Annotated in this window: 24 protein-coding genes; 10 read left to right on the forward strand and 14 right to left on the reverse strand. The window is 53.2% G+C overall.

The genetic code is table 11. From position 1 onward, the window contains the following. Positions 1-191: 191 nt before the first annotated feature. On the reverse strand, positions 192-776 hold the full coding sequence (locus tag ACJJIK_RS06695; protein ID WP_444930558.1) for a cupin domain-containing protein: 585 nt from the start codon (positions 774-776) through the stop codon (positions 192-194). Between the two features lie 75 nt (positions 777-851). Next, positions 852-2708: a beta-ketoacyl synthase gene (locus ACJJIK_RS06700; protein WP_444944555.1), complete on the reverse strand. Its 1857-nt coding sequence runs from the start codon at positions 2706-2708 to the stop codon at positions 852-854. Between the two features lie 139 nt (positions 2709-2847). Here ACJJIK_RS06700 and ACJJIK_RS06705 point away from each other — a divergent pair, with 139 nt between their 5' ends. After that, positions 2848-3834, forward strand: a complete 987-nt coding sequence (locus tag ACJJIK_RS06705; protein WP_444930556.1) for a GlxA family transcriptional regulator — start codon at positions 2848-2850, stop codon at positions 3832-3834. On the opposite strand, the gene ACJJIK_RS06710 is transcribed toward ACJJIK_RS06705, so the two are convergent. Further along, entirely contained in the window at positions 3814-4467 is a 654-nt protein-coding gene (locus tag ACJJIK_RS06710; RefSeq protein ID WP_444930555.1) for a class I SAM-dependent methyltransferase, read from the reverse strand. The genes ACJJIK_RS06705 and ACJJIK_RS06710 overlap by 21 nt on opposite strands. A 1-nt stretch (position 4468) precedes the next feature. Further along, positions 4469-4945, reverse strand: coding sequence for an Hsp20 family protein (locus ACJJIK_RS06715; protein ID WP_444930554.1), 477 nt, complete (start codon positions 4943-4945; stop codon positions 4469-4471). Positions 4946-5022: 77 nt separating this feature from the next. Here ACJJIK_RS06715 and thpR point away from each other — a divergent pair, with 77 nt between their 5' ends. Further along, positions 5023-5652 carry an RNA 2',3'-cyclic phosphodiesterase gene (gene thpR / locus ACJJIK_RS06720; protein WP_444930553.1) on the forward strand — a complete coding sequence of 210 codons (630 nt, stop codon included), beginning with the start codon at positions 5023-5025 and terminating at the stop codon, positions 5650-5652. Positions 5653-5829: 177 nt separating this feature from the next. Here thpR and ACJJIK_RS06725 read toward each other — a convergent pair whose 3' ends face one another. Beyond that, positions 5830-6783, reverse strand: coding sequence for a hypothetical protein (locus ACJJIK_RS06725; RefSeq protein ID WP_444930552.1), 954 nt, complete (start codon positions 6781-6783; stop codon positions 5830-5832). 526 nt (positions 6784-7309) lie between these two features. Here ACJJIK_RS06725 and ACJJIK_RS06730 point away from each other — a divergent pair. After that, complete coding sequence (locus tag ACJJIK_RS06730) at positions 7310-7666, forward strand: HPF/RaiA family ribosome-associated protein (RefSeq protein WP_444930551.1); 357 nt, start codon at positions 7310-7312, stop codon at positions 7664-7666. A gap of 88 nt (positions 7667-7754) precedes the next feature. On the opposite strand, the gene gorA is transcribed toward ACJJIK_RS06730, so the two are convergent. Beyond that, positions 7755-9113 (reverse strand): glutathione-disulfide reductase, encoded by a 1359-nt coding sequence (gene gorA / locus ACJJIK_RS06735; protein ID WP_444930550.1) that lies wholly within the window; start codon positions 9111-9113, stop codon positions 7755-7757. Between the two features lie 241 nt (positions 9114-9354). Here gorA and ACJJIK_RS06740 point away from each other — a divergent pair, with 241 nt between their 5' ends. Beyond that, entirely contained in the window at positions 9355-9855 is a 501-nt protein-coding gene (locus tag ACJJIK_RS06740; RefSeq protein WP_444930549.1) for a hypothetical protein, read from the forward strand. A 67-nt stretch (positions 9856-9922) separates the two neighbouring features. On the opposite strand, the gene ACJJIK_RS06745 is transcribed toward ACJJIK_RS06740, so the two are convergent. From ACJJIK_RS06745 to ACJJIK_RS06760, 4 genes are all read right to left on the reverse strand, one after another. Next, entirely contained in the window at positions 9923-11047 is a 1125-nt protein-coding gene (locus ACJJIK_RS06745; RefSeq protein ID WP_444930548.1) for a TIGR01620 family protein, read from the reverse strand. Next, positions 11044-12513 (reverse strand): YcjX family protein, encoded by a 1470-nt coding sequence (locus ACJJIK_RS06750; protein ID WP_444944556.1) that lies wholly within the window; start codon positions 12511-12513, stop codon positions 11044-11046. Before ACJJIK_RS06750 ends, ACJJIK_RS06745 begins: the two co-directional genes overlap by 4 nt. 127 nt (positions 12514-12640) lie before the next feature. Further along, positions 12641-13450, reverse strand: a complete 810-nt coding sequence (locus tag ACJJIK_RS06755) for a GIN domain-containing protein (RefSeq protein WP_444930546.1) — start codon at positions 13448-13450, stop codon at positions 12641-12643. A gap of 125 nt (positions 13451-13575) precedes the next feature. Continuing rightward, positions 13576-13998: an HIT family protein gene (locus ACJJIK_RS06760; RefSeq protein ID WP_444930545.1), complete on the reverse strand. Its 423-nt coding sequence runs from the start codon at positions 13996-13998 to the stop codon at positions 13576-13578. Positions 13999-14332: 334 nt separating this feature from the next. Between ACJJIK_RS06760 and ACJJIK_RS06765 the strand changes: the two genes are divergently transcribed. The 4 genes from ACJJIK_RS06765 (at position 14333) to tcdA (ending at position 16588) form a co-directional block, all read left to right on the forward strand. After that, a complete protein-coding gene (locus tag ACJJIK_RS06765; RefSeq protein ID WP_444930544.1) occupies positions 14333-14692 on the forward strand; it encodes a hypothetical protein in 360 nt (119 codons plus the stop codon). A 140-nt stretch (positions 14693-14832) separates the two neighbouring features. Further along, positions 14833-15297 (forward strand): FKBP-type peptidyl-prolyl cis-trans isomerase, encoded by a 465-nt coding sequence (locus tag ACJJIK_RS06770; RefSeq protein WP_444930543.1) that lies wholly within the window; start codon positions 14833-14835, stop codon positions 15295-15297. A 54-nt stretch (positions 15298-15351) separates the two neighbouring features. Then, entirely contained in the window at positions 15352-15801 is a 450-nt protein-coding gene (locus tag ACJJIK_RS06775; protein ID WP_444944557.1) for a thiol-disulfide oxidoreductase DCC family protein, read from the forward strand. Next, positions 15788-16588 (forward strand): tRNA cyclic N6-threonylcarbamoyladenosine(37) synthase TcdA, encoded by an 801-nt coding sequence (tcdA, locus tag ACJJIK_RS06780; protein ID WP_444944558.1) that lies wholly within the window; start codon positions 15788-15790, stop codon positions 16586-16588. The genes ACJJIK_RS06775 and tcdA overlap by 14 nt, the downstream gene beginning before the upstream one ends. Here tcdA and ACJJIK_RS06785 read toward each other — a convergent pair. Next, complete coding sequence (locus tag ACJJIK_RS06785) at positions 16585-17469, reverse strand: LytTR family DNA-binding domain-containing protein (protein ID WP_444944559.1); 885 nt, start codon at positions 17467-17469, stop codon at positions 16585-16587. The two genes, tcdA and ACJJIK_RS06785, sit on opposite strands and share 4 nt — an antisense overlap. Positions 17470-17616: 147 nt before the next feature. On the opposite strand from ACJJIK_RS06785, the gene ACJJIK_RS06790 reads away from it, so the two are divergent. Further along, positions 17617-18804 (forward strand): acyltransferase family protein, encoded by a 1188-nt coding sequence (locus ACJJIK_RS06790; RefSeq protein WP_444944560.1) that lies wholly within the window; start codon positions 17617-17619, stop codon positions 18802-18804. On the opposite strand, the gene ACJJIK_RS06795 is transcribed toward ACJJIK_RS06790, so the two are convergent. Further along, a complete protein-coding gene (locus tag ACJJIK_RS06795) occupies positions 18801-20459 on the reverse strand; it encodes an aminotransferase class V-fold PLP-dependent enzyme (RefSeq protein WP_444944561.1) in 1659 nt (552 codons plus the stop codon). The genes ACJJIK_RS06790 and ACJJIK_RS06795 overlap by 4 nt on opposite strands. Continuing rightward, positions 20456-21244: a TatD family hydrolase gene (locus tag ACJJIK_RS06800; protein ID WP_444930537.1), complete on the reverse strand. Its 789-nt coding sequence runs from the start codon at positions 21242-21244 to the stop codon at positions 20456-20458. Before ACJJIK_RS06800 ends, ACJJIK_RS06795 begins: the two co-directional genes overlap by 4 nt. A 32-nt stretch (positions 21245-21276) precedes the next feature. Between ACJJIK_RS06800 and ACJJIK_RS06805 the strand changes: the two genes are divergently transcribed. Continuing rightward, positions 21277-21927: a LysE family translocator gene (locus ACJJIK_RS06805; RefSeq protein WP_444944562.1), complete on the forward strand. Its 651-nt coding sequence runs from the start codon at positions 21277-21279 to the stop codon at positions 21925-21927. A gap of 58 nt (positions 21928-21985) precedes the next feature. Here ACJJIK_RS06805 and ACJJIK_RS06810 read toward each other — a convergent pair whose 3' ends face one another. Further along, a complete protein-coding gene (locus ACJJIK_RS06810) occupies positions 21986-22465 on the reverse strand; it encodes a hypothetical protein (protein ID WP_444944563.1) in 480 nt (159 codons plus the stop codon). Positions 22466-22791: the final 326 nt, after the last annotated feature.

Here is a 22791-nt window from a genome sequence, read left to right on the forward strand (position 1 = left end):
AGCGCTAGTATAGCCAGATTCAAACGATTGTTTGAATACTATTTCTTACAAATGGAGTGGCACCAAAGGTGCCGAAGTACAGAAAATCGCCAGTTTGGCGAGCGGTAAAGAAGGTAAAGCGGCGCTAGTCTATCCCGGTTTGCGCCAAGTTAGCAGCAACCCGGCACGAATTCCCTCATCTAGCTCACCCCCTAGAGCGAGGGGTCAAAAATTGCTGATCGGCCGCAAGCCGGCGTCATCGCGCTGACAACGACGCAATCACAATTGCCGGTATTTCGAAAGCGGTGCGGGCGCCGGGCGTCAAAATAGTAGCCGTCGCCAGTGCCCAGCAGGGCAGAGTCGGAGCCGACCGTCACCTCCAGGTTGCCGCTGACAACCACCCCGCCGACCTCTCCCTCGGTAGGGGTCAGAGAAAAACCGGTATCTCCCCCAGCGGGAAACACCTTCCACAAAAGCGACATGCCCGCGCTTGCCTCCGCCCCCCCAAACAAGCGGCAGGACACAGCCCCGCAGCCGATATCAGGCACCTCATTACCACGAAAGAAAACCTGCTTGGCACCCGATATTTCCAGGGAAAAAAAGTCCGTTAGCGACATGGGGATAGCGGCCAATATCTTTTTCAGAGAGCTTACCGAGGGGCTAACTTTGCCCAGCTCAATAAAAGAAATTGTCGCGTTGGTGACTCCGGCCCGTCTCGCCAACTCCCTTTGCGAAACACCGTAAATGTGGCGCACCATTTTCAAACGGGCGCCAACCTCTCCCTCAGGATCATCCATGCTCCCGACAGCTCCTATTGTGTCATTTTCCTCCAGGTAAAAATCACCCGTTTAGAGGTACCAACTGAAGCTTTATCACACCATATCTTCAAAGGGATTTCCATTTGGCAGTTTTACCGGGGGCAGCCCTGGCAAGCGGATTTCCTCTGCCGAAACCGCTATTTCACTTTCATCGATCATGCCTTCGCCAAATCGATAAATCACATCGAGCTCACCACGAGAGGCCTTGGCGTTGTACTTTTCAGCCCGCTCAACCACCTTCTCATTCAGCTGTTGAGACGCCGCAGTCGCGCGCACGCCGTGACGCTTTTCCATCATCGATTTGGTTATCTGGGGGGACAAGATGGTTGCCGTGGCATTATTGCCACCAAAACCTTTTGAGTTCAGGAATGCGAGATCCAATGCCCCCCGCCCCCTGTCGGTATGCTCAAGGGAAATATTCAGGTGCTCGCAGTGCACATCGTCAGCGATGCGATCGACAGTGGTTACCCCCGGGAGTATCCCCCGCTCAAACACGCCCAGCGCAGTCACCAATTGGTCGCCACTGGCCGAGGAGACCGTGTGCCCCAAAAAGGCCTTGACCGCACAAATAGGCCACGCCTCTATCCCGAAAGCGCCAGCTAAGCGATCGAAAATTGCGGACTCGGTAACCCTGTTTTGCGGTGTACTGGAGCCGTGCGCCTGCACAAAACTGCGCTGGCGCAAGCTGTCGTCACCGACAATTGCCCGAGCCTCGGCCATTGCTCGGCCCATGGTCAGGTAGTTCCCGGGCCCCGGCGCCGAAATAGATTTTTTAGTGCCATCGGCATTGGTAAACACACCGGCGACGGAACCATAGACCGAGGCGCCCAGTTCGAGTGCGAGTGCATCATCCATCAAGATGACCCACTGGGTACCCTCGCCCAGGGTGAAACCACAATTCTCACCAAATGGGCGGCTGGTGCGCCGGTAATCAATCTCTCCGGGGAACAACTTGCGCAGATTCTCTGTGGTAGCGAGGGCCCCCATCGTCGAGTAGCCATCGACCACCTCCGGCACCAGCGGCGCCTCCGCTGCACCAATGACAGCCACCCGCGCCCTGCCAGAGCGAATATCCTCCACCCCGGCGCGCAGGTTATACAGGAAGGTGGCACAAGCGCCCGCCACAGCGCCAGTAGAGCCGACATTGCCGAGGACGTAGGCGTTGACAAAATCTGCCGGCATGCTGTTTAAGCCCAGGGCCAGCTGCTTCGAGCTGACGCGGCCGCCGCGCAGGCGGGACTGCAACAAGCCGCCATTGCCAAATGGGTCCAACTGACTCATGGCAGAGGCCGCATAGAGCGAAATATTTCCCGGCCCAACGGTGGAGACAACGGCATCCCAATCGATACCCATGGATTGAACTGCGTCTGAGGCGCCCAGCAGCGCCAACTGTAGCCCTCTGGGGTGAAAGCGAGAATTGTACCTCTCCCCGGGCTCAAATCCGGTTGGCAACTGCCCTGCGGCCGCCACAGCGATCTCGCGATGACTATCCAGCATGACCGACAACTCGGCCGCAGTAACTCGAACCCTCCCCCCCTGCACCGGCTCCAGCTGCCAGTGACTGGGCACCGGCTGAGGCAGCTGGCGGGCGGAGATTTCAAACGTCAGCCCGGCGGGGTTTGCCAGCTGGGCAGCTTGATGGAAGTGGCACTTGCGGTAGTCGTAGTAGCGACCCTCAAGCTCGCGCACCAAGGTGCCGTTCAGCACCTGCTGCTCCAGGGCCGGATCTAGCGCTCCTCCGGCATCGCTCCCGGAGCGCAAACCCATCAGGGCCGCCAGATCGGAAAGAGTGCTTTGCCGCTCCTCCGCGCTCAACTTATCCAGAATGAGGCGGGAGTACCCCCGATGAAAAGAACTACGTCCAGCAGGGTTGAATCCACCGAATGCGGTGATTACGGGAAGGCGCTGCATCCTGACCTCCAGCCAAGCACTTAACACTATAAAAATAAGAGATGCGAGTGTAGGGGGTGGCGATTCTGTCCAGTTATGGGCATACTGGCCAGCAAAATTGAGTGTTTTGGCCAATAGCGCAAGTGCGCATAGATGTGTAATGCGAACAGTAACTTTCCTACTTATCGACCAGATGCTGGCAACCGGCACCGTTCTACCACTTGAAATGCTTCGCGGCGCTGAGAGTCGCGCCAGGGTAGAGGGCATCAAGGGCAGCCTGAAACTGGTGACCGCCAGCCTGGACGGGGCCGCAGTAAAAACCCGCTGCGGATTTACCCTTCAACCGGACGTCGCCCTCAGCGATGCGCCGGATAGCGACCTAATCTATATTCCAACCATGTGGCGCAACCCCCGCCCCGCCCTCAAGCGTAGCGGGAAAATATTGGAATGGCTGCGCCAGCAGGAAAAACAGGGGGCGAGCATTAGCGCCGTGGGCACCGGGGTCTGCTTCCTCGCCGAAGCGGGCCTTCTCGATGGCAAACCCGCCACCACCCACTGGCACTACTTTGATCGATTCAGCTCAGACTATCCCGAAGTTAAGTTAAAGCGCCAGTATTTTATTACCCAGGCGGACAAACTGTTTTGTGCCGCCAGCGTCAATGCTCTAGCCGACGTTACCGTTCACATGATTCGCCAGCTGTATGGCCCGGCCATTGCCAGCCATGTCGAGCGCAACTTCTCCCACGAGATTCGCCGCCCGTTTGAAGAGATCGCCTTTTCGGAAGGCTCTGTACAGTTACACCCGGATGAGGATATTGTCCAGGCCCAAGCCTGGCTCAAAGAGCACTGCAATAGCGAGGTACGCCTCAGTGAAGTGGCGCAACTTTTCGATATGAGTGTTCGATCATTTAACCGCCGCTTTAAACTCGCCACCGGGCAAACACCGTTGCAGTATCTGCAAAATGTCAGGGTTGATATGGCGCGTGAACTGTTACAGTCGAGCAATCTCTCCGTCAATGAAATTGCTGAAAAAGTTGGCTACCAGGATATGGGGCACTTTACCGCGCTATTTAAGAAATTCCTGGCAACCACCCCCAGCGAATACCGCACTACCGTGCGCGCCAAATTATTCAGGGTGAACGCTTAACTTTCTCAGGAAAATAACATCGCTGTGGACAAACTGAAGCTCGGCACCTAGTGACCGAGCCAGCCACTCAAATGTTTTTACACTGAAAAAGCAAATATGCGTCGGATCTCTAATGTAGTGCCAATTGGCAAAACGCTCCGCAGAAATCACCAACTTCGTCATCAGAGCCATCACACCCCCGGTGCGCAATCTCTGCCAAAGTTTATCGAGCTCCACCCCGGGTTGTACCAGGTGCTCGATCACTTCTGTGGCGACAATAAAATCGTAATTTCTATGAAGTGCCTCTTGCGCAGGCGCATAAAAGTGATCGTATAAATCCACCCGGTGTCCGCCCTCCTCCAGAATCCTGGCCAGTAAGGGCGCGGGGCCACAACCAAAGTCCAGACCATCGCAGGGGCCATTTAACGCCTTGAGCAGGGGTTGGGCACAGCGACTGAGAAATTGACGATACCCCTCATCCTCCATCGAATTTTCATGAAGGTCGTAGTAGGCACGCTCTTCATCTGGCGCCAAGTGAAATTGTGCCGGGACAAAAACGAGCGCGCAGTTATCACACTGGTGATAACTGCGAAACTTATCTTGGTGGTAAGGCTGTACCGTCGAATGACGGCACAGCGGGCAATAGAGTGACAATTTACGCTGCTGCTGTATTGGACTCGGCTTCACTCTTGTTGTGTTGCAGAGTATTACCTTCTGAAATGGAAATTTTTCGCGGCTTCATCGCCTCTGGAATCTCGCGCACCAACTCTATATGCAAAAGGCCATTCGCTAATTTTGCATCGGTCACTTTTACGTGATCGGCGAGTTGAAAACGCCGTTCAAAATTCCTTGCCGCGATACCCCGGTGCAAGTAATTTCCCTGACTATTATTTTCAGGCTTAACACCGCTAATGACTAGGCGATTTTGTTCCACCTGAATATCGAGCTCCGACTGTTCAAAACCGGCAACTGCCATGGTAATCCGATAGCTATCCTCGCCGGTCAATTCGATATCGTAAGGGGGGTAAGAGGGCTGCTTTTGCTCGCTGGTGGTCATCGCGTCGAGCAAACTGGCCATACGGTCAAAACCAATGGCAGAACGGTACAGTGGAGAAAAATCAAAATTACGCATTATCATATCCTCAATTCAGAGCAATATTTAAGACTGTGTCCGTCAAATGACCGGACTCTTTTCAGGGACACTTCCGCGTGAAGCTGCCACCTGTATTACAGAGATATGGGCGGGGGTTTTATATTCAAGGGTTGCAACAAAACTTTATGTCAAAAACTTCCAGAATCTTTATTGGCATCGGACTCGATGAGGCGGCGCAGAATTTTCTAGACCAGCTGACGCAGCAAATTAAAGTTGAACAGCCGCAGACTATCCATGCCAATACTCGCTGGACACTTCGAGAGAACAGGCACATAACACTTTGTTTTCTTGGAGAGGTCGCAAACAAATTACTCCCATCATTAAAGACAGGACTAACCGCCATCAGTCAGTCGGTAGGCAAATCAAAAACGGAAATATTTAGCATAAACACCTTCCCGGGCAACGAATCCCATTTGATTGCCGCAGAGCTCGTTGCGACTGAGGCGCTGGAGAAATTACAACTCGCAGTACAAAGAATGGTTGGGGCACAGGGCCTGCCGACAGAGCAACGCCGCTATCGTCCACATATCACCCTGTGCAGGAACAGGCTGGGATTTAAAGGATTTGCTCCCATCGAAATAAAATACCCCATCACACTCGACAATATTATTCTCTACCACAGCAAGCCCAAACAAACTGGTAGCCAGTATATTGCCCTGCAAACAACCCCGCTGACTTCACTGTAGAGGCTCTGTTTGTAGCTCCCAATTTTCAGGCCGCAGGTTTAGCTGTGCCGAAAAACTGCGGCACAAAGTGTCAATCGCCCCAACAGCCCGGCAGAGATATTGCGCGACTCTTTTATATGCCGTAAAAGTAAAAAAGCGAGCCTAAGGCTCGCTTTTTATGGCGGATCGACCGTGAAGTCAGTTCAATTCTGCCAGTACGTACTCTGGATACATAACCAGCCTCGGTCTGGAGAGGCGTCGCGCATCAAAGATAAAGACGTAGCGAACCCCATCGTCTTCGGCGGGAATCGTGCGACGGAACTTCCAGGTGTTAATCCTATAAGTTTCTCGACCCGATTCAACGGTAGTTACTAGGCGGTACTGATTTTCCCCGAGGAATTCAAAGGGTATCCTCTCCCCACCGACAGGTCGCAACTCAAGGCTGCGGAAGGTCTGCCTGTCATTGCCCTCCTTGTCCGCCAGCAGCGTATCCAGGCGCTGCTTCTCCTCCCTTACATAATCCAGCAGGTCAGGATCAATCGCACGCTTGACCACAACCTCCTCTTTAACCGGTTTTTTGACCGGCTCTTTAGGCTTCGGCGGCTCTACCTGCGCCCGAACGACAGGGGGCTTAGGCTTCTCGGTCGCGGCCGCTGCGCGCGCCAGCGCCGCTCGCCGCTCAGAGGCCTCCGCTTTCGCCAGCATATCCTCTACCATTCTGCTGATTCTATCCTGCTGAACAGAGATTTTGAGCTTGGTATCGGCAACGGCCTGCTTTTCCTCAACCAGCTTTTGCTGCAACTGCTGATAGTTCTCCCGAATGAAGTCAAGGCGGCGAGAGCGGCTATCCACCCCCCTCTCCGCCATGGCAAATGCGTGCTTGGCCTTTTTCAGGCGACGCTCAGAATCGGAGTTGGAGCTTGACTCATGGGCGCGAGTCGCCTGATTGAGCTCCTGACGACTCGCCTCGTACTCCAGGCGCAACTCGTCGAGAGATTTTTGGGCCTGCTCGAGCTTATACTCATAGGAGAGCAGCTCATTCTCGACATCTTCTAAGCCAACACTCCGATTCTCAAGTGACTGCTCCAGCCGCGCAAGACGGTTCTTCTCCGCCGTGAGGGGCGTCTGCGCTTGCGCTACCGCCCCACCCATAACTACTAAGCCCGCCAAAAGAAGCGAGCAACACCGCTTTACCGCCATCGTCCAGAACCCATTTCTCGAATTGATATGTTTCGTATTTGCAAGCGCAACCGCTCTAGTACTATTTCAGCGTGAAGCGACTTCGCAATATGGTCAATTTTACGCAGGGAGCCGCCTGTCGGCAATGACCTTGCGTCCACCTGAGTCGACCCACTGATCAATAAAGCTGCAAATACACAGTTTTAAGTCACAACCGTGCTACCTCTCGTAAATTTATATGAAGTTTTTTAGTAATAGCGCTTGATTTTTTTTTTAACGAACGCATTATGGATACCAGGGAGTAGATCGCTGGATTCAGCGGAAACCCGACCCGGACGTAAAACACTCTAAGCTGCTTTGTCAGCAAGCAATCGTTGCGATTCCGGCAGTTCGGCGTTTCAACTGCAGCCTCGAACCCTCCCACTAGGGCGCCCTACCTTCTTTACAGCAAACCGCAACAGCGGCCTGCATGGTTTCTTTTAACCGGAGGTATTTGCCCATGAAATCAGCGCCTAACGATAACATTGTGTTCCGCGACATCGACAAGTCAGCCGCCCTGGCGACCACCGTATCTAAAAAGTTACATAAGCTGGAACGTTATTGTGGCGACATCATACACAGTCGCGTTGTCCTCGAAGCCCCCCACCACCACAAAAGTAAAGGCAGACATTTCAAGGCCTCCCTAGAACTTGCAATTACTGGCAACCCAGTGACCATTAGCAGTGAAAATGAATCCATACATCGAGCGGTAAACGACACATTTGCCTCCGCCGAACGCTGCCTGAAAGAGCGCAGTGAACGCAAGAAGGCTCGGCGACACCAGGTCCTGCAAGAGGTCATAGAAGAGCCCAGCTAAAACTGCTTGATGCAAAAAAGGCGGCAACGAGTGCCGCCTTTTTTTATTTCGACAACTATAGCCGACAACAGCCAGATAACAGAAAGGCCTAACCCGCAACCGGAGTCCTCATTGTCACAAACTCCTCAGCGGCCGTAGGGTGAATCCCAATCGTGGAGTCGAAGGTACTCTTGGTTGCCCCCGCCTTTAGGGCAACCGCCATTCCCTGAATAATCTCCCCCGCATCATCGCCAACCATATGTACACCTATCACCTTGTCATTGGAGGCGTCCACCACCAACTTCATCAGTGTCCGCTCTGTATTGCCGCTCACGGTGTGGCGCATCGGTCTAAATTCAGACTTGTAAATGGTGACATCGAGTCCAGAATTCCGCGCCTCTTCTTCAGACAGCCCCACAGTGCCGATATTCGGCTGGCAAAATACCGCTGTTGGTATGTTGTTATAATCGATTTCAGCCGTATCCCCTGTGCGCCAGTGCTTCACTAAGGCCATAGCCTCCGCCAGAGCAACTGGGGTCAACTGGGGCTCACCAGTCACATCCCCCAATGCATAGATTGATTGCACACTGGTCCTAAAATTATCATCGACAGAGATTGTTCCATCCTTGTGCAAGACAACCCCCTGCTCCTCCAGCCCCAAACCTTCGGTGTTGGCGACACGCCCCGTGGCGTAGAGCACCATATCCACATTAATACTGGAACCGTCGTCGGCATGGGCGAGCAAACTGCCATCCTGGAGTTTCTCAATAGACACTATCTGGTGGTTAAACTTCAGGTCGATATTTTTCTTCTGCATCTCATCGCGAACAAAAGAGCGAATATCGCGATCGAACCCGCGCAAAAATAAATCCCGCCGGTAAGACAGGTGCACGCTCGCCCCCAGACCGGCGAAGATGCCTGCAAATTCGACAGCAATATAGCCCCCACCAACAACCAAAACACGCTTGGGGAAGGTCTCCATTGAGAAGACTTCATTCGAAGTCAGGGCAAATTCCCGGCCGGGAATTTGCGGAATAAATGGCCAGCCACCCGTCGCTACCAATATACGCTCCGCAGTAATTTCTTTACCGTTGACGACAACACAGTGGGGGCTCTTAATGCTGGCTCGACCGTTCAGAGTTTCCACACCGGAATTTTCCAGCAGATTGCGATAAATTCCATTGAGCCGAGCGACTTCTTTTGCATTGTTGTCCCGCAGGGTCGGCCAATCAAATTCAACCCCCGAACTACTCCAGCCGTAGGCCTGAGCATCTGAGAAACCTGCGGAGTAACCGCTCGCATACACAAATAATTTTTTCGGCACGCAGCCTACATTGACGCAGGTCCCACCCATATAGCGATCTTCGGCAACGGCAACCTTCATACCTTGCGCAGCAGCCATCCTGCTTGCTCGCACACCACCAGAACCTGCACCAATAACAAACAAATCAAAATCGTACTCAGCCAAAATGCACTCCTATTCAGCTATGTTTCGAATAGTTTTTAAACAGCCCAATACTGCGCTTGCAATGAACAGTTATTTCAAGCTGACAATTGTTACTTAATAATCATTGACACTTGACTTCGCTTTGGATATTCATGTGACTAGTGTCACAGATATCGGCCCGTCTAAGGAAATTGCACAACAAAAAAGCCTTAGGCGGATAAAATAACAGCCACTAATAAGAGCAAAACCTATGGGCAATAATATGAAATTCCCACATGCAGTGATGCAGCGCGCCCTATTGCTTACCTGTCTACTGCTCATCAGTAATTTAAGCAGCGCAAAGTCTCACCCATCCTATCTGTCAGAAAAGTACTGCAACGATCTGGTAGAACAGTTTGTCGGCTCGGGCATGCGCAGTCTCGACAAGTATATCAATCATAACTTCAACCCCGAGTACACTGGGGGAATTCGCAATACCATACAGTTTCTGGAGCAGAGGCTCGACTGGCTGAGCGAATGCAATGACTACCTGACGGACACCACCAAAAGCTCAGTATTTCACAGTAAAGATGACACACAGAAAATCTTTACTGCCATCAAGGAATTGGCCAAGGAGCTCCAACACGTCCGCTCCGGTGTTGAATACCGGGATGAGTCGGGAAATAACAACCCCGCGCCCTTCATAAAGCGCCGCTATGAAACCCTGGCTCAACTGGTTGACCGGCATCACACTCGCATGCTGATGAAAAAACAGTTTCAGTAGGCCCCAGGCGAGGGAGAGCAGCTGCTGCCTCCCCAACACCAAACAGGTAGCGCTGATAATTCAGGCGCTACTCGGCATCTATCTTTTGAGCTTTCACCTCTTTGCGCCGCCCCAGCCCAACCATAGAGAATAGCTCCGGCATTCTCTCCTTGAGCCCGCCACCAATCCGAGCCATAACCGCTCTCAAGCGGGGACGCTGCTTTTCAGTAAAGGGGATAGGCCGGCAACTCTGCATCGTTGCCAGACCGATACGCGCAACAAATAGACTGGCCCCAACACCCTGTCCCAAGCGCACAGAAACCGTGCTGAGCATACTGTCGCCAACGAGTTCCGGCCACATTTCACTGATCGCATACTCACTGGCGCCACTGTAGGCCACCAGTGACAAAACCCTCTTGAACAAGCGCCAGCGCACTACGAATGAGGGCCGCACACCATAGATCTGCGCCACATCATCAATCATTCGCAGCGACTGCCGCAAAGCGACCAAAATATCGATACTGGCAAAAGGGCTCAGCCCCACCAGGGCACCGGTACTTGTTGAATGTCGCACCACTCTCCTCAGGGCCTCCTGGTCGAGGGCGTCTAAGAACGTCACCTCCAAGTGCTGCAACAGTTCACTGCTATCGTAATAGTCCGCCGCCTCATCCAGGACCCGATTGAGCAGTACTCCCTGGGGCTTTGCGGAAAAATGCTCCTGTAAATTGCGCTTGAATAATTGCGCCCCTTGGTGGCTGCGGCAATCCCGGGCCTCCGCAGCCATTGCCTGGGTTTTTTCCAGTTTGCTCAGGGGGCGCCCCGCACGGAAAAATTCCCACACGGAAGTGCCGATGACTCCAACAAAGCCCACCAGCAAAATACCCACAAAGGCACCCAGTCCCCAGTGCTTGTCCACCGCCCACTGATAGAGCCCGTAAAACTCCCACGCCAACACCGCTACTACAACCGCGAGCGCAGAGAGCAGGCCCGGCTTCAGCCACTTAAAGCGGAAGGCGGGCAGGCGCAACTCGGAGAACGCAGTGCGGTCTGGCAGTGACTCTCCCGTAGTAATTGATCTGGGTATCTCTGCCGACTCATCCGCCAGGGATTCCACTCGGGTAGTATCTCGGTGAAGCGCCTCCCGCTCCGGCTCCTCCAGAGACTCGATACGGGTTTCTCGTCGATAATCAGTGCTTTTCTCGCGGTTAATCAAACCTTATCTCCCAACAGAAGGTTCAAAAGAGCATCCACTCGGATATGTGGAATATGTCCGGCCTGCATGCCCATTGGCGGCCTGAGCTGCGGTGGTGCCGCACCGGCATAGTGACTCCAGCCCTGATCCTCATAGGGCGCCTGGGCAAAGATCTCCGCATTCTCAAAGCCCAAATACTGGCCCTGCAAGTCGTGCCCCATCAGCATTCTCCTTCCCTCCTTCTGCCCCTCTTTAGAGCAGCGCACCGCTGCAATCGCCTCGCTAAATACCGGCAGTCCCCGGTGGCGGGCGTCGGAAAACGTCTGCTGCAATTGCTGCCCCAGTAGTTGCCTCAACGCATCGTGATCAGCGGCGAGCACCTGATCCACTTTTGTGGCGGCAAACAGGAGTCGGTTAACCTTCGGGCGCCACAGCTTGCTGATCAGCCCCGACTCACCGTAGCGAAATGTATCGGCAATATGAGTGAATGCCAGACGCATATCTTCCAGGGACTGCTCTCCCGAAAACAGAGTGCCAATCACATCAACCAGGACCAGCTGTCGATCGATATGTCGAAAATGACTGTCGACAAAGGGCTTTACCTGCTGCTGTACGTAGTGGTCGTAACGCCCCTGTAGGACCTTAAATACACTGGTTTCCGGCAGCGCAGATAATTGCATTGGGTCTAACCCACGCAAATCCAACAGCGGTATTACGCCATAGGCCTCATCGTCCAGCAGTGCTCTACCCGGCTGCAGGTAACTGAGATTCAGCCTGGCTCGACAATTCAGGAGAAAATTTCGGTACTCCAGCCACAGGCTGTCCAAGTCCACTTCATCCGCATTCGCCTGGGGCGACAGTAGCGCCAACCGAGCGGGCAATTGCGGGGCCAGTGTTGAGCGCGCATCGGTGGAGAGCAAATGCGCTTGATGGCGACACCACTCCGCATAATCCATACGCAACAGTGGCAGATCCATTAGCCACTCTCCGGGGTAGTCACGCAGCTCTACGACCAGTGTCTTGCGACCTGCGCCCCGGAAACGGCGTCGACTGCGCAGATGGATATGCAGCTCCATTGCCGAAGCGTGCCTTGTGCTCTGAGGCCAGCTGGGTGGATCGGCCATCAGCGCCGAAAGGCAGGTGCCATAGTCAAACGGCTGCAAACCGGAATCCAGTGCAGGTTTCAGCTCAGCGCCCAATAAATCGCCATTCAGTGCCGGGGCAAAGCCCGGCAGTTGAGACTTTTCCGGGTTGCAGAGTTGGTAAATAAGACTGGTGAGAAATGTGGATTTACCGGCACCACTGAGTCCGGTAATACCGATGCAGATGCGTCGATCCAACAAGCGCTCCGCAGCCCAGTGCGATTTATCCTGAGCTTCCCGCCCCCAGCGGCGCAACTTTTCTTTTAAAGGTGGACGGGATTCGCCCTTGGCGTACGCAGAGCCTTCGTGGTCCGATGACACACACTCCGTCAATTTGGATTCCATATCAAAACGACTTCCGGAAGTGGGGATAGAGGCGATAAAGGAGGTGTAACCGCCCTCCCAAAACGCAACAGGCGCACCGCTTTATAAACGGTGCGCCATAGGTACTGGCGGTCTACAATAGCGCAACTCAGTCGATTAGCACCACATCTCCCGATCCCATTACCGAAAAGGAATCTCTGCCCGGGCGTTTCAACACGATGTCTCCAGAGCCCATAATTGAGCCCTCGGCGCGATCGGTGCGCAAGCTGCGCCCAACAAAGTCCCCGGAGCCCATCACCCGAACACTCACATCCGCTGTGCGCCCGTCAACTAATATGTCACCAGAGCCTTGGATTTCTGCCGCTAAAGTCTCGCCGGTGATACGGCCTATTTTCATATCACCAGAGCCTCTCACTGAGATATCCCCTTTCACCGTCAGCGCTCTATTGAGCAATAAATCGCCAGAACCTGTGATATAGGCCGTTAAGTTTTCCGTCGCCGCTTTATCGATATTAATCAATCCCGATCCCGTCACTCCCAGGGTGAGATTTTCACTCTCTATGCTAGAGGACCTGGCTTTACCGGACCCTGTCACCTTAAGCGCCTCAACTTTAGGCATTGTCACGGTAAAGTTAACCTTGTCTCCCTGCCCATGGGAAATGGTGACAAAGCCAAAAAGATTTCGAGTATTCTCTTCAACTGACAGCTCCAACCTCTCCCCTTTTACCTCAACTTTGACGTAAGGCATGGTGCTAGCGGGCCCATCAGCGACCACTTCAAAACTGTCGCCCTGAATCAGCTTCAAGTGAGAACTCCCCTTGAGAGACACCTGGGTGAATCCCTCCACATCAAAGTGCTTGGTCTCCATTTCATCAGCCTGGGCATTGGCGCAGTACGTAGCAACGGTGGCGAGCACAGCCAGCAGCGGGGCGAAAAGTGTCTTCTTCAAAATCATCATTAAAGGAATCTCATCGTTATTACCAGTTCATACCTACATGACGATATGAACTGGTGTTCTAGATGCAGTGCCCCACAAAAATTTTCAGGGCATTTTGTGACCTTTCAGTCTACACTCTGCGCGACCTAGGCACATCCCGCTTCATCAAAACCCATTTCCTGTAAGGATTGGCGAATTTTCTCCGCCTCTTGTGCCAACTGCTCTGCAGGGGCGGACTGCTGCTTGGAAAAGTCAAAATCTGACAATTCATTCACGGGAATCAGGTGGATATGTGTATGCGGCACTTCAATGCCTGCGATCATCACCCCCACACGCTTGGGGGAGTAGGTTGCTTTTAGCCCTTTTGCCACTTTTTGCGCAACCAACATTAAGTGAGCCGCCAGATCCTCTGGCACGTCATCCCAATGATTAATTTCCTCAACAGGAATGACCAAACAATGACCAGCTTTGATCGGGGAGATGGTCAAAATAGCTACGACTTTTTCATCCCGCCAAATAAAATTGCCGGGTAAATCGCCATTAATTATCTGAGTAAAAATACTTGCCATAAATTATCTCAAAAGGTTGAATTTTATTATTTGGTGCAAACGTGCAGTCTAACACCAACAAGAAAAATAAAGTGTAAAGGTTTAGAAAATACTTGCGCAAATGCCGATATTCCTTTTTGGCGAAATAAACCCCCAATATATGACAACCTGTCGAACAGAATGACAATTTTCTTAAACCAAGTTGGCATACCGAAAGAATATGTCTTAGGCTCCTCACCAGTTAATGTTGTACCGCCATTGAGCCATTGCACATTGTGCATCTCGTTACCAAAATACTTTTTCGGCTCTGCGGGTAAACTTTAAATCAGTGCCAACTGCGCACCGGGGGGAAAACATGGAAAGCCTGTTAGATCAGGTCGGTGGTGCTAAATTTGTCAACCGTATAGTCAGTGAATTTTACGGTGCTCTCAGCCACCACCTTTCAGCCTACGAGACTTGTGATTTTCGCAAACAGTTAAGCCGCCAAACCCAATTCCTTAGTCATGCTTTATCCTTCACGCCGGAGCCGGATCGCAGTAGTCGCGCACGCTTCCTCGCCAGGGGCTTAAACCCCGAGCTGTTCGATGCAATGCTCGAATATTTCGAGGGGCGCCTATTGGAGCTGGGCTACCACCCGGATCTCAGTACGCAACTGGTTGCGACTGTAACTAACCTCTATGGCGGTTGTGAGCAAGACCTCTCCATCGCTTGTTAATCTTTATCGACGGCGCGAACGCATAAGTTGCGGCGCGCCGGCCCTGTCAATACAATTGCACCTCACAGCCTTTACCCCCCCGTTTTATTGCGCAGCGGTAAGCGCTCATTCACAGACTCTTTTTAGATCAGAGATTATTCATGAAGATTGCCAACCACACAGTTGTGGAGATCCACTACACCCTGAAAGACGCTGACGGAACAGTCATTGACTCCTCAGCCAACGGAGAGCCGCTCAAATATCTACAGGGGGTCGGCAATATTATTCCTGGGCTTGAGCGCGAAATGCTGGAAAAGGCACCTGGTGACAAATTTACCGCAGTCATCACCCCGGAAGACGGTTATGGCGAGCAAAACCCCGAGCTGATCCAGACTATGCCCCGCAGCGCCTTTGGTGGTGTTGAGGAACTGTCTGTAGGCATGGCATTCCGTGCCGAGAGCACTGAAGGTCACCCGATTGAAGTCGAAATTATCGATATCGATGGTGATGAAGTCACAATCAACGGCAACCATCCCCTCGCCGGCGTCGAGCTACACTTCGAAGTCGAAGTAGTTTCAGTACGCGAAGCGACTGCCGAAGAGGTTGATCACGGTCACGTGCACTAACCGCTATGATATAAAACGCCGCCGCCAGCCGTGCGGCGTTTTCAGCCCTCCTCAATGTCACTGCCAAATAACATCATCCTGTTTGACAGCATCTGCAACCTCTGCAATTGCTGGAGCCAGCTAATTCTCAGGCGCGATAGCGAGCAGTGCTTTACCCTGTGCCGAGTACAGTCTGATGCTGGCCAGTATTTCCTTAAGCAACTGAACCTGCCGCTGGACACCTACCAGAGCATGATCCTGCTGGAGCGGCACGGTGACAGCTACCACTCCTTTAGGAGAAGTGAAGCCGCACTGAGAATTATCAGCCGCTTACCCCAGCCCTGGCATTCACTCACCCTTTTGCGCTACATTCCCCGCCCGGCCAGGGACTGGCTCTACGACTTGGTTGCTCGCAACCGCTACCGCTGGTTTGGTCGACAGGAAAGTTGCCTGCTGCCGAGTGGAGCTGACCAGCAGCGCTTTTTGGAAGATGTACCTGAAGAGACCCCAGATGAGCTTATCTGACCCATATTTACAGCGATTTGGTGGCATCGCTCGCCTGTATGGCGATAAAGCCCTCGAAATTTTATCCTCTGCACACATACTGGTTATCGGCATCGGTGGCGTGGGCAGTTGGACCGCAGAGGCCCTGGCGCGCAGTGGCATCGGCAAATTGACACTGATCGACTTGGACGATATCTGCATCACCAACACCAACCGCCAAAGCCATGCGCTCACCGACACCGTCGGCCGCATCAAGATTGAGGTTATGGCTGAGCGCCTCCGGCAGATTAACCCGGAGATTGAAGTTCATACTGAAGAGGACTTTATCGCTACCGACAATCTGGCTGAACTGATCAATCCCGATACCCGCCCAATCGATGTGGTCGTTGATGCCATCGATGCCGCCCGGGTAAAGGCGGCCCTGATCGCCTACTGCAAAGCGCGTAAAATACGCCTGGTAACAGTTGGATCAGCGGGGGGGAAGCGATCCCCGGAGCGCATTGAGTGCGCCGACCTCGGCCGCACTGTCAATGATCCGATGCTGGCAAAAGTCCGCCAACACCTCTACCGTTTTCACAATTTCCAAAAGAGCCGCAAGCGCCAATTTGGTATCGATGCCATCTTCTCCAGCGAAGCGATGGTATACCCGCAGCCAGATGGGCAGGTATGCCAACAGAAGAGTACCATGCAGGATGGTGTCAAGTTGGATTGCAGCGGCGGCTTTGGCGCGGCAACCATGGTCACCGGCACCTTTGGCTTCGCTGCCGCCAACCGAGCCATTGAGCGACTACTGCAGGCAAAAAGCTAAGCCGGCATTAGTTGCGCTCGCAGCTGGTCCCGATAGCGCCTGCTGACAGGGACCTGCTGACCACAGATCAAATGAATACGTGCATCGCCGCTCTCTAGGGGCTCAATCTCCGCAATGGAGTCCAAACGAACAATATAGGAGCGGTGAGTGCGCGCGAACGATGCCGGATCTAGACGATCCAGCAGCTTGGTCATGGTTTCCCGCAGGGGGTAAATCCTATCGCCCAAATGCAGGTTTACATAATTACCGGCAGCTTCCACCCACTCGATATCCCGCACATTTACCAGAAACTCTTTCCCCAGTTTTTTCACCAGAAGTCGCTCCGGTCTATCTACAGGTTCCACTGCCTCCCCTTCATCTGGCTCGGTCAAAATACGTGCCTCTCCCTGCAAGCGTACCAATAGAAAACGGTATAAATAGACGGAAGCTAGAAGCGCGGCATAAGTTTGAAGGTCTTTGAGGTACTCGTAGAAAAGCTCCACCGGCCAGTTACCGAAGTTATAGGAAGCTCCATTCAGGTGGTAAATGGCTGCCCTCATAGCCACCATGGCAGAAACGTGGATCAGGGACCAAGGCAAAGTAAACAGCAAGTGTATAGCCAGGTTCCGTCGAACCTTCCCCCTGCGCAGGGGGAAGTAGTGCTCAAGGAACAATATCAGCGGAAACAATATTGCAACCATCAGGATACTGGTTCCTTCCCACACCAGGAACTCCCATGGCTGAAAGGGAGAACCCCAGCGGCGGTGATCAAAGTAAGCCAAGGCGAACTGCACAGCCCACTGAGCGACAAAAAATACTCCCCAGAAGCCCACCTCAAATTGTCGCCGGCGCGCCAAATACTCCTGAACCGTCATTGATCCCGAACCAGTATAAAAATTCACCGGCAGTCTACCCGCTATTCACCCCCAAAAACCACCACTGGGCCCTAATACCGTGCAAGTCAGCACTGTGAGGTAGCCGCCAGCTATTACCAACAGGAGCATAGCGGCCATCTAAATCAACCTCGCACAATGGAATCTATACAAAATATGACACAGAGACGCCACGATATTGACGCCCTTCGCGTACTCGCCTTCGGCCTACTTATTCTCTATCACCTGGGCATGGCCTATGTCGCGGAATGGGGGTGGCATGTAAAAAGCAGCTACCGAAGCGAGCCTCTTCAGCTGGTGATGCTCGCGGTCAACCAGTGGCGAATGCCGCTGCTGTTCCTGATCTCTGGTGCAGCCAGCTACTTTCTCTTGAATAAACTGGGCACTGGGGGCTACCTGCGGAGAAGACTTCAACAATTGTTTGTTCCCCTGGCTTTTGGGATGCTGGCAGTAGTCCCACCCCAGGCTTACTATGAAGCACTGAGCAACGGTATCATTGAACCCGGCTACTTATCGTTCCTGCAACAGTACTTTTCCTTTGCCCCTTGGCCAGAGAATGCCTTTGCCGGAAGCGAATTTGGCCTAACCTGGAACCATCTCTGGTATCTGCCATATCTGGGCTGTTACGCCCTCGCCCTTATCCCTCTAGCTCTGTGCGGCAAACACCAGCGCTGGCCGGAGCGAATAATGGCGAATATCAAAGCTTGGCAGTTACTGATCCTGCCACTTGTACCGATGATGGTTTACGGCCTATACCTGTTTCCGCATTTTGGGGGAATTAACCATGCCGTTGTCGGCGACTGGTACACCCATGCCAGGTTTTTTACTTATTTTCTCTGCGGCTACTTGCTGGTCAGCAGTAGCGCCCCCTGGGAGCTACTAGCGCGATTGCGCAATCGATTGATTATTGCCGCACCGCTTACTTTTACCCTGTATTTATTCTTTGACCGGGTATTGCCCGATAGCAGTATTCCCGCTCAGGAAACGCTGCATTTAATGGTTATCTATATCAACCGGTGGATCTGGCTCCTGGCTGTTTTAGCCTGCGGCTACCGATTCTTGAACAGGCCGTTCCGCTGGCTGCCCTATGCCACAGAAGCGATCTACCCCTGGTATATCCTTCACCAAACCATTACCGTCATAGCCGTGTATCAATTCGGGCAATTCGCTTTGGGGCCCATCCTCGAGCCCCTGTTAGTTCTGTCAATCACCGTCATCGGCTGCTGGGTTTTACATGAATTTATTATTCGCAGAAATCCAGTTTTGCGCGTGCTATTTGGTTTAAAACCCGCGTCCACTCCCCGGGCTCCTGCGCTAGACACCCCCATACGCAGCAGCAGCTAAGTTAGCGGGTGCTCCACCAGACTCAACGCGCGGCGCAGCAAGGCATAAAAACCATTGCTGCGCGACTCACTCAAGTGTTTGGCCAGGCCCAGTTCTGTAAATAGCTGGGACAGGTCCTGTGCTTGAATTTCAGAAGTTGTGCGGCCATCAATCTGCGAAAGCAGTAGCGCACCCAGGCCTTTAACTACCCGGCTGTCACTTTCCAAGCCAAAATAGTGTCTGCCACCCTCCTGCCGATGCACCAACCAAGCTGCGGACTCACAACCGCGCACCAAATTGTCCTCGGTGCGTATCTCAGGTTTTTCGGCAATTGTTTTGCTCCACAGCAGCAGCTCCTTATAGCGCCCCTGCCAATTGCGCTGGGCAAGTAAACGCTCGACCGGCAAGCGGGAAAAGTCATCTCTAACCCACGCCTCACCAGGCGTAATATCCGCCTGCGCGATAGAGTTTTGGATATCACAATACTCCTCCAGTGCCTGTAAAAAAGCCTGGGTATCCCTATCGGTGTTATAAGCCGCAACCGATGCGCGCACCGTCACCGACTCACCGCTTGTTTTACTCAGCAATTGCGCACAGTGATGGCCAACTCTGACCGCGATATCGCGCTCATCCAACCAGTGCATTAAATCTGCTGCACTACCGTGCACCGGTACAAAAGCGACTATGCCTAAATTGTGCGAGGCCTGGCTGACAACCCGAAAATGAGGCGAGGCCATCAACTCGCGGTGTATCCAGCACACCAGCCTCTGCTCATGTGCCGCCATTGCCGCCCTATCCTGCTGCTCGAGAAACTCCAGCGCCGCCCCAAGACCGGCTATTGCCGCCAGCGGAGAGGTGCCCGCCTCAAATTTGTGTGGCAATCCGGCATACTGACTGCTTTCCAAATCAACCTCAGAGATCATCTCTCCACCGCCGAGCCATGGGGGCATGGACTCCAGTAGCGCTTCTCGCCCGTAGAGAAAACCTATACCGGAGGGCCCATAAAATTTATGCGCGGAGGCAACAAAAAAATCACAGCCGATCTTTTGCACATCAACAGTTTCGTGAGCCGCCAGCTGGGCGCCATCGACAATCCAGATAAGATTCCGTTTCCGCAGTATTTCTCTCAGCGCAGCGAGGTCTGGACGCAGCCCAAGTGCATTGGAACCACCGGTCAAGGAGACAATTTTGGTGCGCTCACTGAGCACTTCATCCAAACGATCAAATTCGGGCACGCCCGCGCTATGGGGCACATAGCGCAACTCCAGGTTGAATCGTTTGGCCGCCATCTGCCAGGGGACAATATTTGCATGGTGCTCCGCCGTTGAGATAACAATTTCATCACCAGCGTCCAAGCTAGCGCACAGGCTGTGTGCCAATAAATTCAGAGCTTCAGTGGCACCGCGACAAAATACAATTTCCCGGCTACTGGCGGCATGCACAAATTGAGCAGTTTGCCCGCGCACTCGCTCCACCATTTCGGTGGCCCTGCGCGCGAGACGGTGACTGGAGCGGTGAGTATTGGCATTGCTGTGCATATAGTAGTCGCGCACAGCATTGATCACAGACTCCGGCTTCTGTGTTGTGGCAGCATTATCCAGGTAAACCAGCCCTTTATTTTCCTCTTGATTAAAAAGAGGAAATGCCTTCCTGAACGATTCAGCGGAAAAACTCATAGGGAAAATAATTTCTCAGTATTTCGACATGTAGCATCAGCAATTTCCCGTACGGAAATTCCCCGCAGGTCGGCCAGTGCTTGTGCAATTTTAGAAAGGTTTTCAGGGCTGTTGCGCATACCCTGCTGCCCTGAAAGGGGCATATCCGGGGCATCCGACTCAAGTAACAAACTCTCCAGTGGCATATTTGCTACCGCCCGCCGGGTTTTCGCCGCGCGAGGATAAGTAATGGTACCGCCAATGCCAAGATAAAAGCCGCGCTTCCAATACGCTTGTGCCATCTGCTCACTGCCACTAAAAGCGTGGATAACGCCTCCGCGCGGAAGCCGGAATTGTTTTAACAGCCGCAGGAGCTCATTGTGGGCCCGGTGTACATGCAGGATTACCGGAAGATCCTGGTTACAAGCAATCTCCAACTGAATTTTGAGAATTTCTTCCTGCTTATCCAAAGGGGTCTCGATCGAAGCGTCCAAGCCGCACTCACCGACAGCGACACAAGCGTATTTCTCAAGACTTTCACCAAGCCGCGCCCCCAGCTCAGCCAGATTTTCCCGCCAGTGAACATCCGGTGAGATTTTTTCCACCCACCAGGGGTGAATACCGGCGGCCATTCTCCAGGCGGGCTGCCCCGCTACCAGAGCCCCCAGTGTCTGCCACTGCGCTTCGCACACACCGGGGATAATGATCCGATCTATTCCAGCACTGATACATCTTTGCCACACCCGGTTGCGGTCCGGCGAAAAAGCCTCAAAATCAAAGTGGCAATGGCTGTCTATAAATTTCACTTGTGATACTCATTAATCGCGCGCATATTAGCATGAAGTCGCCCTTTCCCTCCGGTACAGCTGTGCTTGAATCTCTTTTGCCCATCGCCCTTTTCGCTTTTTCAGCCAGTATTACCCCGGGCCCTAATAACCTCATGATTATGTCCTCGGGCCTCAATCACGGCATCAACCACTCAACACCTCACCTGCTGGGGATTTGGCTGGGGTTTCCCGCCATGGTAGTTGCTATTGGCTTAGGCTTGGGCACCGCCTTCAATCACTTCCCGTTATTGCACGAAGTGATTCGTTGGGCAGGCATTATCTATTTGCTGTACCTGGCCTGGGTCATTGGATCGACCCGGGAAATGAGTTCTGGCCACTCTAGCCAGCCCCTGAGCTTTACCCAGGCTGTGGCTTTTCAATGGGTCAATCCCAAGGGCTGGATTATGGCCACCGGAGCACTGGCTGCGTTCACCAGTCCCGGGACAGAAATATGGTTGGGTGTCGCCAAGGTTGCACTGGCATTTATCGCGATTGGCGGGCCCTGCGTTGCCATTTGGCTATTTTTTGGCGTTGGGCTCAAACAGTTTCTCACTGAGCCCCGCTACCTGCGGGGTTTCAATATTGCTATGGGGCTGTTGCTTGCGGCAAGTGTCATCCCCCTGGCACTGGAGGGCCTTACCCAGCTTGGTGCGGCCACCTGAGAGGCCGCTTTTGCACCTAAAGCTAGGACACCCTCCAGCCCGCAGAGCTAAGGAGAAGCTAGCGAAGCGCAGCCTGGAAGCTGCTTACCGCGCGAAGCTCGACGGAGTCCTGCAACCAAACGATATCTTCCGCGTCTACCTGCTGTCCCGTGATCTCCGATAGCTGATCACCGAGGACTTCGAGTCGGGGATTCTTATCGACACCGTCCACCGGCAATCGAAGCCAGACCTGCCCCTCTTCATCAGTAACCTCCTCTGGCGCCCCCTGCCCAGTAGCGGTTAAATGGCGATCAAACACGGAGCCATGCCCCGGCGGCAGGTAAATGGTGCCATTAGTGATATCGACAGCGAAGGCCACTATTCCCGGCAGCAGGCCAAATAGCAGGCCCGCGCCATCCAGGATTACTACCGCAGGATCGACTCGGCCACCCCCCTGCCCTTTGCGCTCCGGGTACAGGAAGTAGCCACAAGCACTCAAATTCATCACCGTCACCAGTACTGCGGATATCGCAATACTCCGTTTAACCACTCTAGTCATACTGTCACCTCTTACAACAGCTCCCCCAGTCGGGGCTATTACCTGTTTTCTCCGTCCACAAAGACGATGGGATCTATTCGTTATCTGTACAATTTCACGCCAGATAGTCTTCAGACCAAAAGATCGGCAAATTTACGCCGATTAAAACCTTCGTACAACATCGAATAGACCTTATTGGCTAAACTTTAACCAGCACCTGCTGTGGAATGTGATGGAGATTAAGTAATTTCTGACAGTGTGGAGTGACGCACTTGTGATCTGACCGGGTAGTAAGCAGTCGCCTGGGGTCCGACACCGGAAATCTCAGGGAGCAGTAGTCGCAGCAG

This window comes from Microbulbifer regidiadema (SeqCode) (assembly GCF_052466995.1).

Excerpts from the sequence above, each read along its gene's own strand:
- ACJJIK_RS06725 (WP_444930552.1), bottom strand. The coding sequence starts at position 6,783 with ATGGGTGGGGCGGTAGCGCAAGCGCAGACGCCCCTCACGGCGGAGAAG.
- ACJJIK_RS06705 (WP_444930556.1), top strand. The coding sequence starts at position 2,848 with ATGCGAACAGTAACTTTCCTACTTATCGACCAGATGCTGGCAACCGGC.
- ACJJIK_RS06715 (WP_444930554.1), bottom strand. The coding sequence starts at position 4,945 with ATGCGTAATTTTGATTTTTCTCCACTGTACCGTTCTGCCATTGGTTTT.
- ACJJIK_RS06740 (WP_444930549.1), top strand. The coding sequence starts at position 9,355 with ATGAAATTCCCACATGCAGTGATGCAGCGCGCCCTATTGCTTACCTGT.
- ACJJIK_RS06775 (WP_444944557.1), top strand. The coding sequence starts at position 15,352 with ATGTCACTGCCAAATAACATCATCCTGTTTGACAGCATCTGCAACCTC.
- ACJJIK_RS06765 (WP_444930544.1), top strand. The coding sequence starts at position 14,333 with ATGGAAAGCCTGTTAGATCAGGTCGGTGGTGCTAAATTTGTCAACCGT.
- ACJJIK_RS06795 (WP_444944561.1), bottom strand. The coding sequence starts at position 20,459 with ATGAGTTTTTCCGCTGAATCGTTCAGGAAGGCATTTCCTCTTTTTAAT.
- ACJJIK_RS06810 (WP_444944563.1), bottom strand. The coding sequence starts at position 22,465 with ATGACTAGAGTGGTTAAACGGAGTATTGCGATATCCGCAGTACTGGTG.
- ACJJIK_RS06770 (WP_444930543.1), top strand. The coding sequence starts at position 14,833 with ATGAAGATTGCCAACCACACAGTTGTGGAGATCCACTACACCCTGAAA.
- ACJJIK_RS06760 (WP_444930545.1), bottom strand. The coding sequence starts at position 13,998 with ATGGCAAGTATTTTTACTCAGATAATTAATGGCGATTTACCCGGCAAT.
- ACJJIK_RS06730 (WP_444930551.1), top strand. The coding sequence starts at position 7,310 with ATGAAATCAGCGCCTAACGATAACATTGTGTTCCGCGACATCGACAAG.
- ACJJIK_RS06790 (WP_444944560.1), top strand. The coding sequence starts at position 17,617 with ATGACACAGAGACGCCACGATATTGACGCCCTTCGCGTACTCGCCTTC.
- tcdA (WP_444944558.1), top strand. The coding sequence starts at position 15,788 with ATGAGCTTATCTGACCCATATTTACAGCGATTTGGTGGCATCGCTCGC.
- ACJJIK_RS06750 (WP_444944556.1), bottom strand. The coding sequence starts at position 12,513 with ATGGAATCCAAATTGACGGAGTGTGTGTCATCGGACCACGAAGGCTCT.
- ACJJIK_RS06805 (WP_444944562.1), top strand. The coding sequence starts at position 21,277 with ATGAAGTCGCCCTTTCCCTCCGGTACAGCTGTGCTTGAATCTCTTTTG.
- ACJJIK_RS06700 (WP_444944555.1), bottom strand. The coding sequence starts at position 2,708 with ATGCAGCGCCTTCCCGTAATCACCGCATTCGGTGGATTCAACCCTGCT.
- ACJJIK_RS06695 (WP_444930558.1), bottom strand. The coding sequence starts at position 776 with ATGGATGATCCTGAGGGAGAGGTTGGCGCCCGTTTGAAAATGGTGCGC.
- ACJJIK_RS06755 (WP_444930546.1), bottom strand. The coding sequence starts at position 13,450 with ATGATGATTTTGAAGAAGACACTTTTCGCCCCGCTGCTGGCTGTGCTC.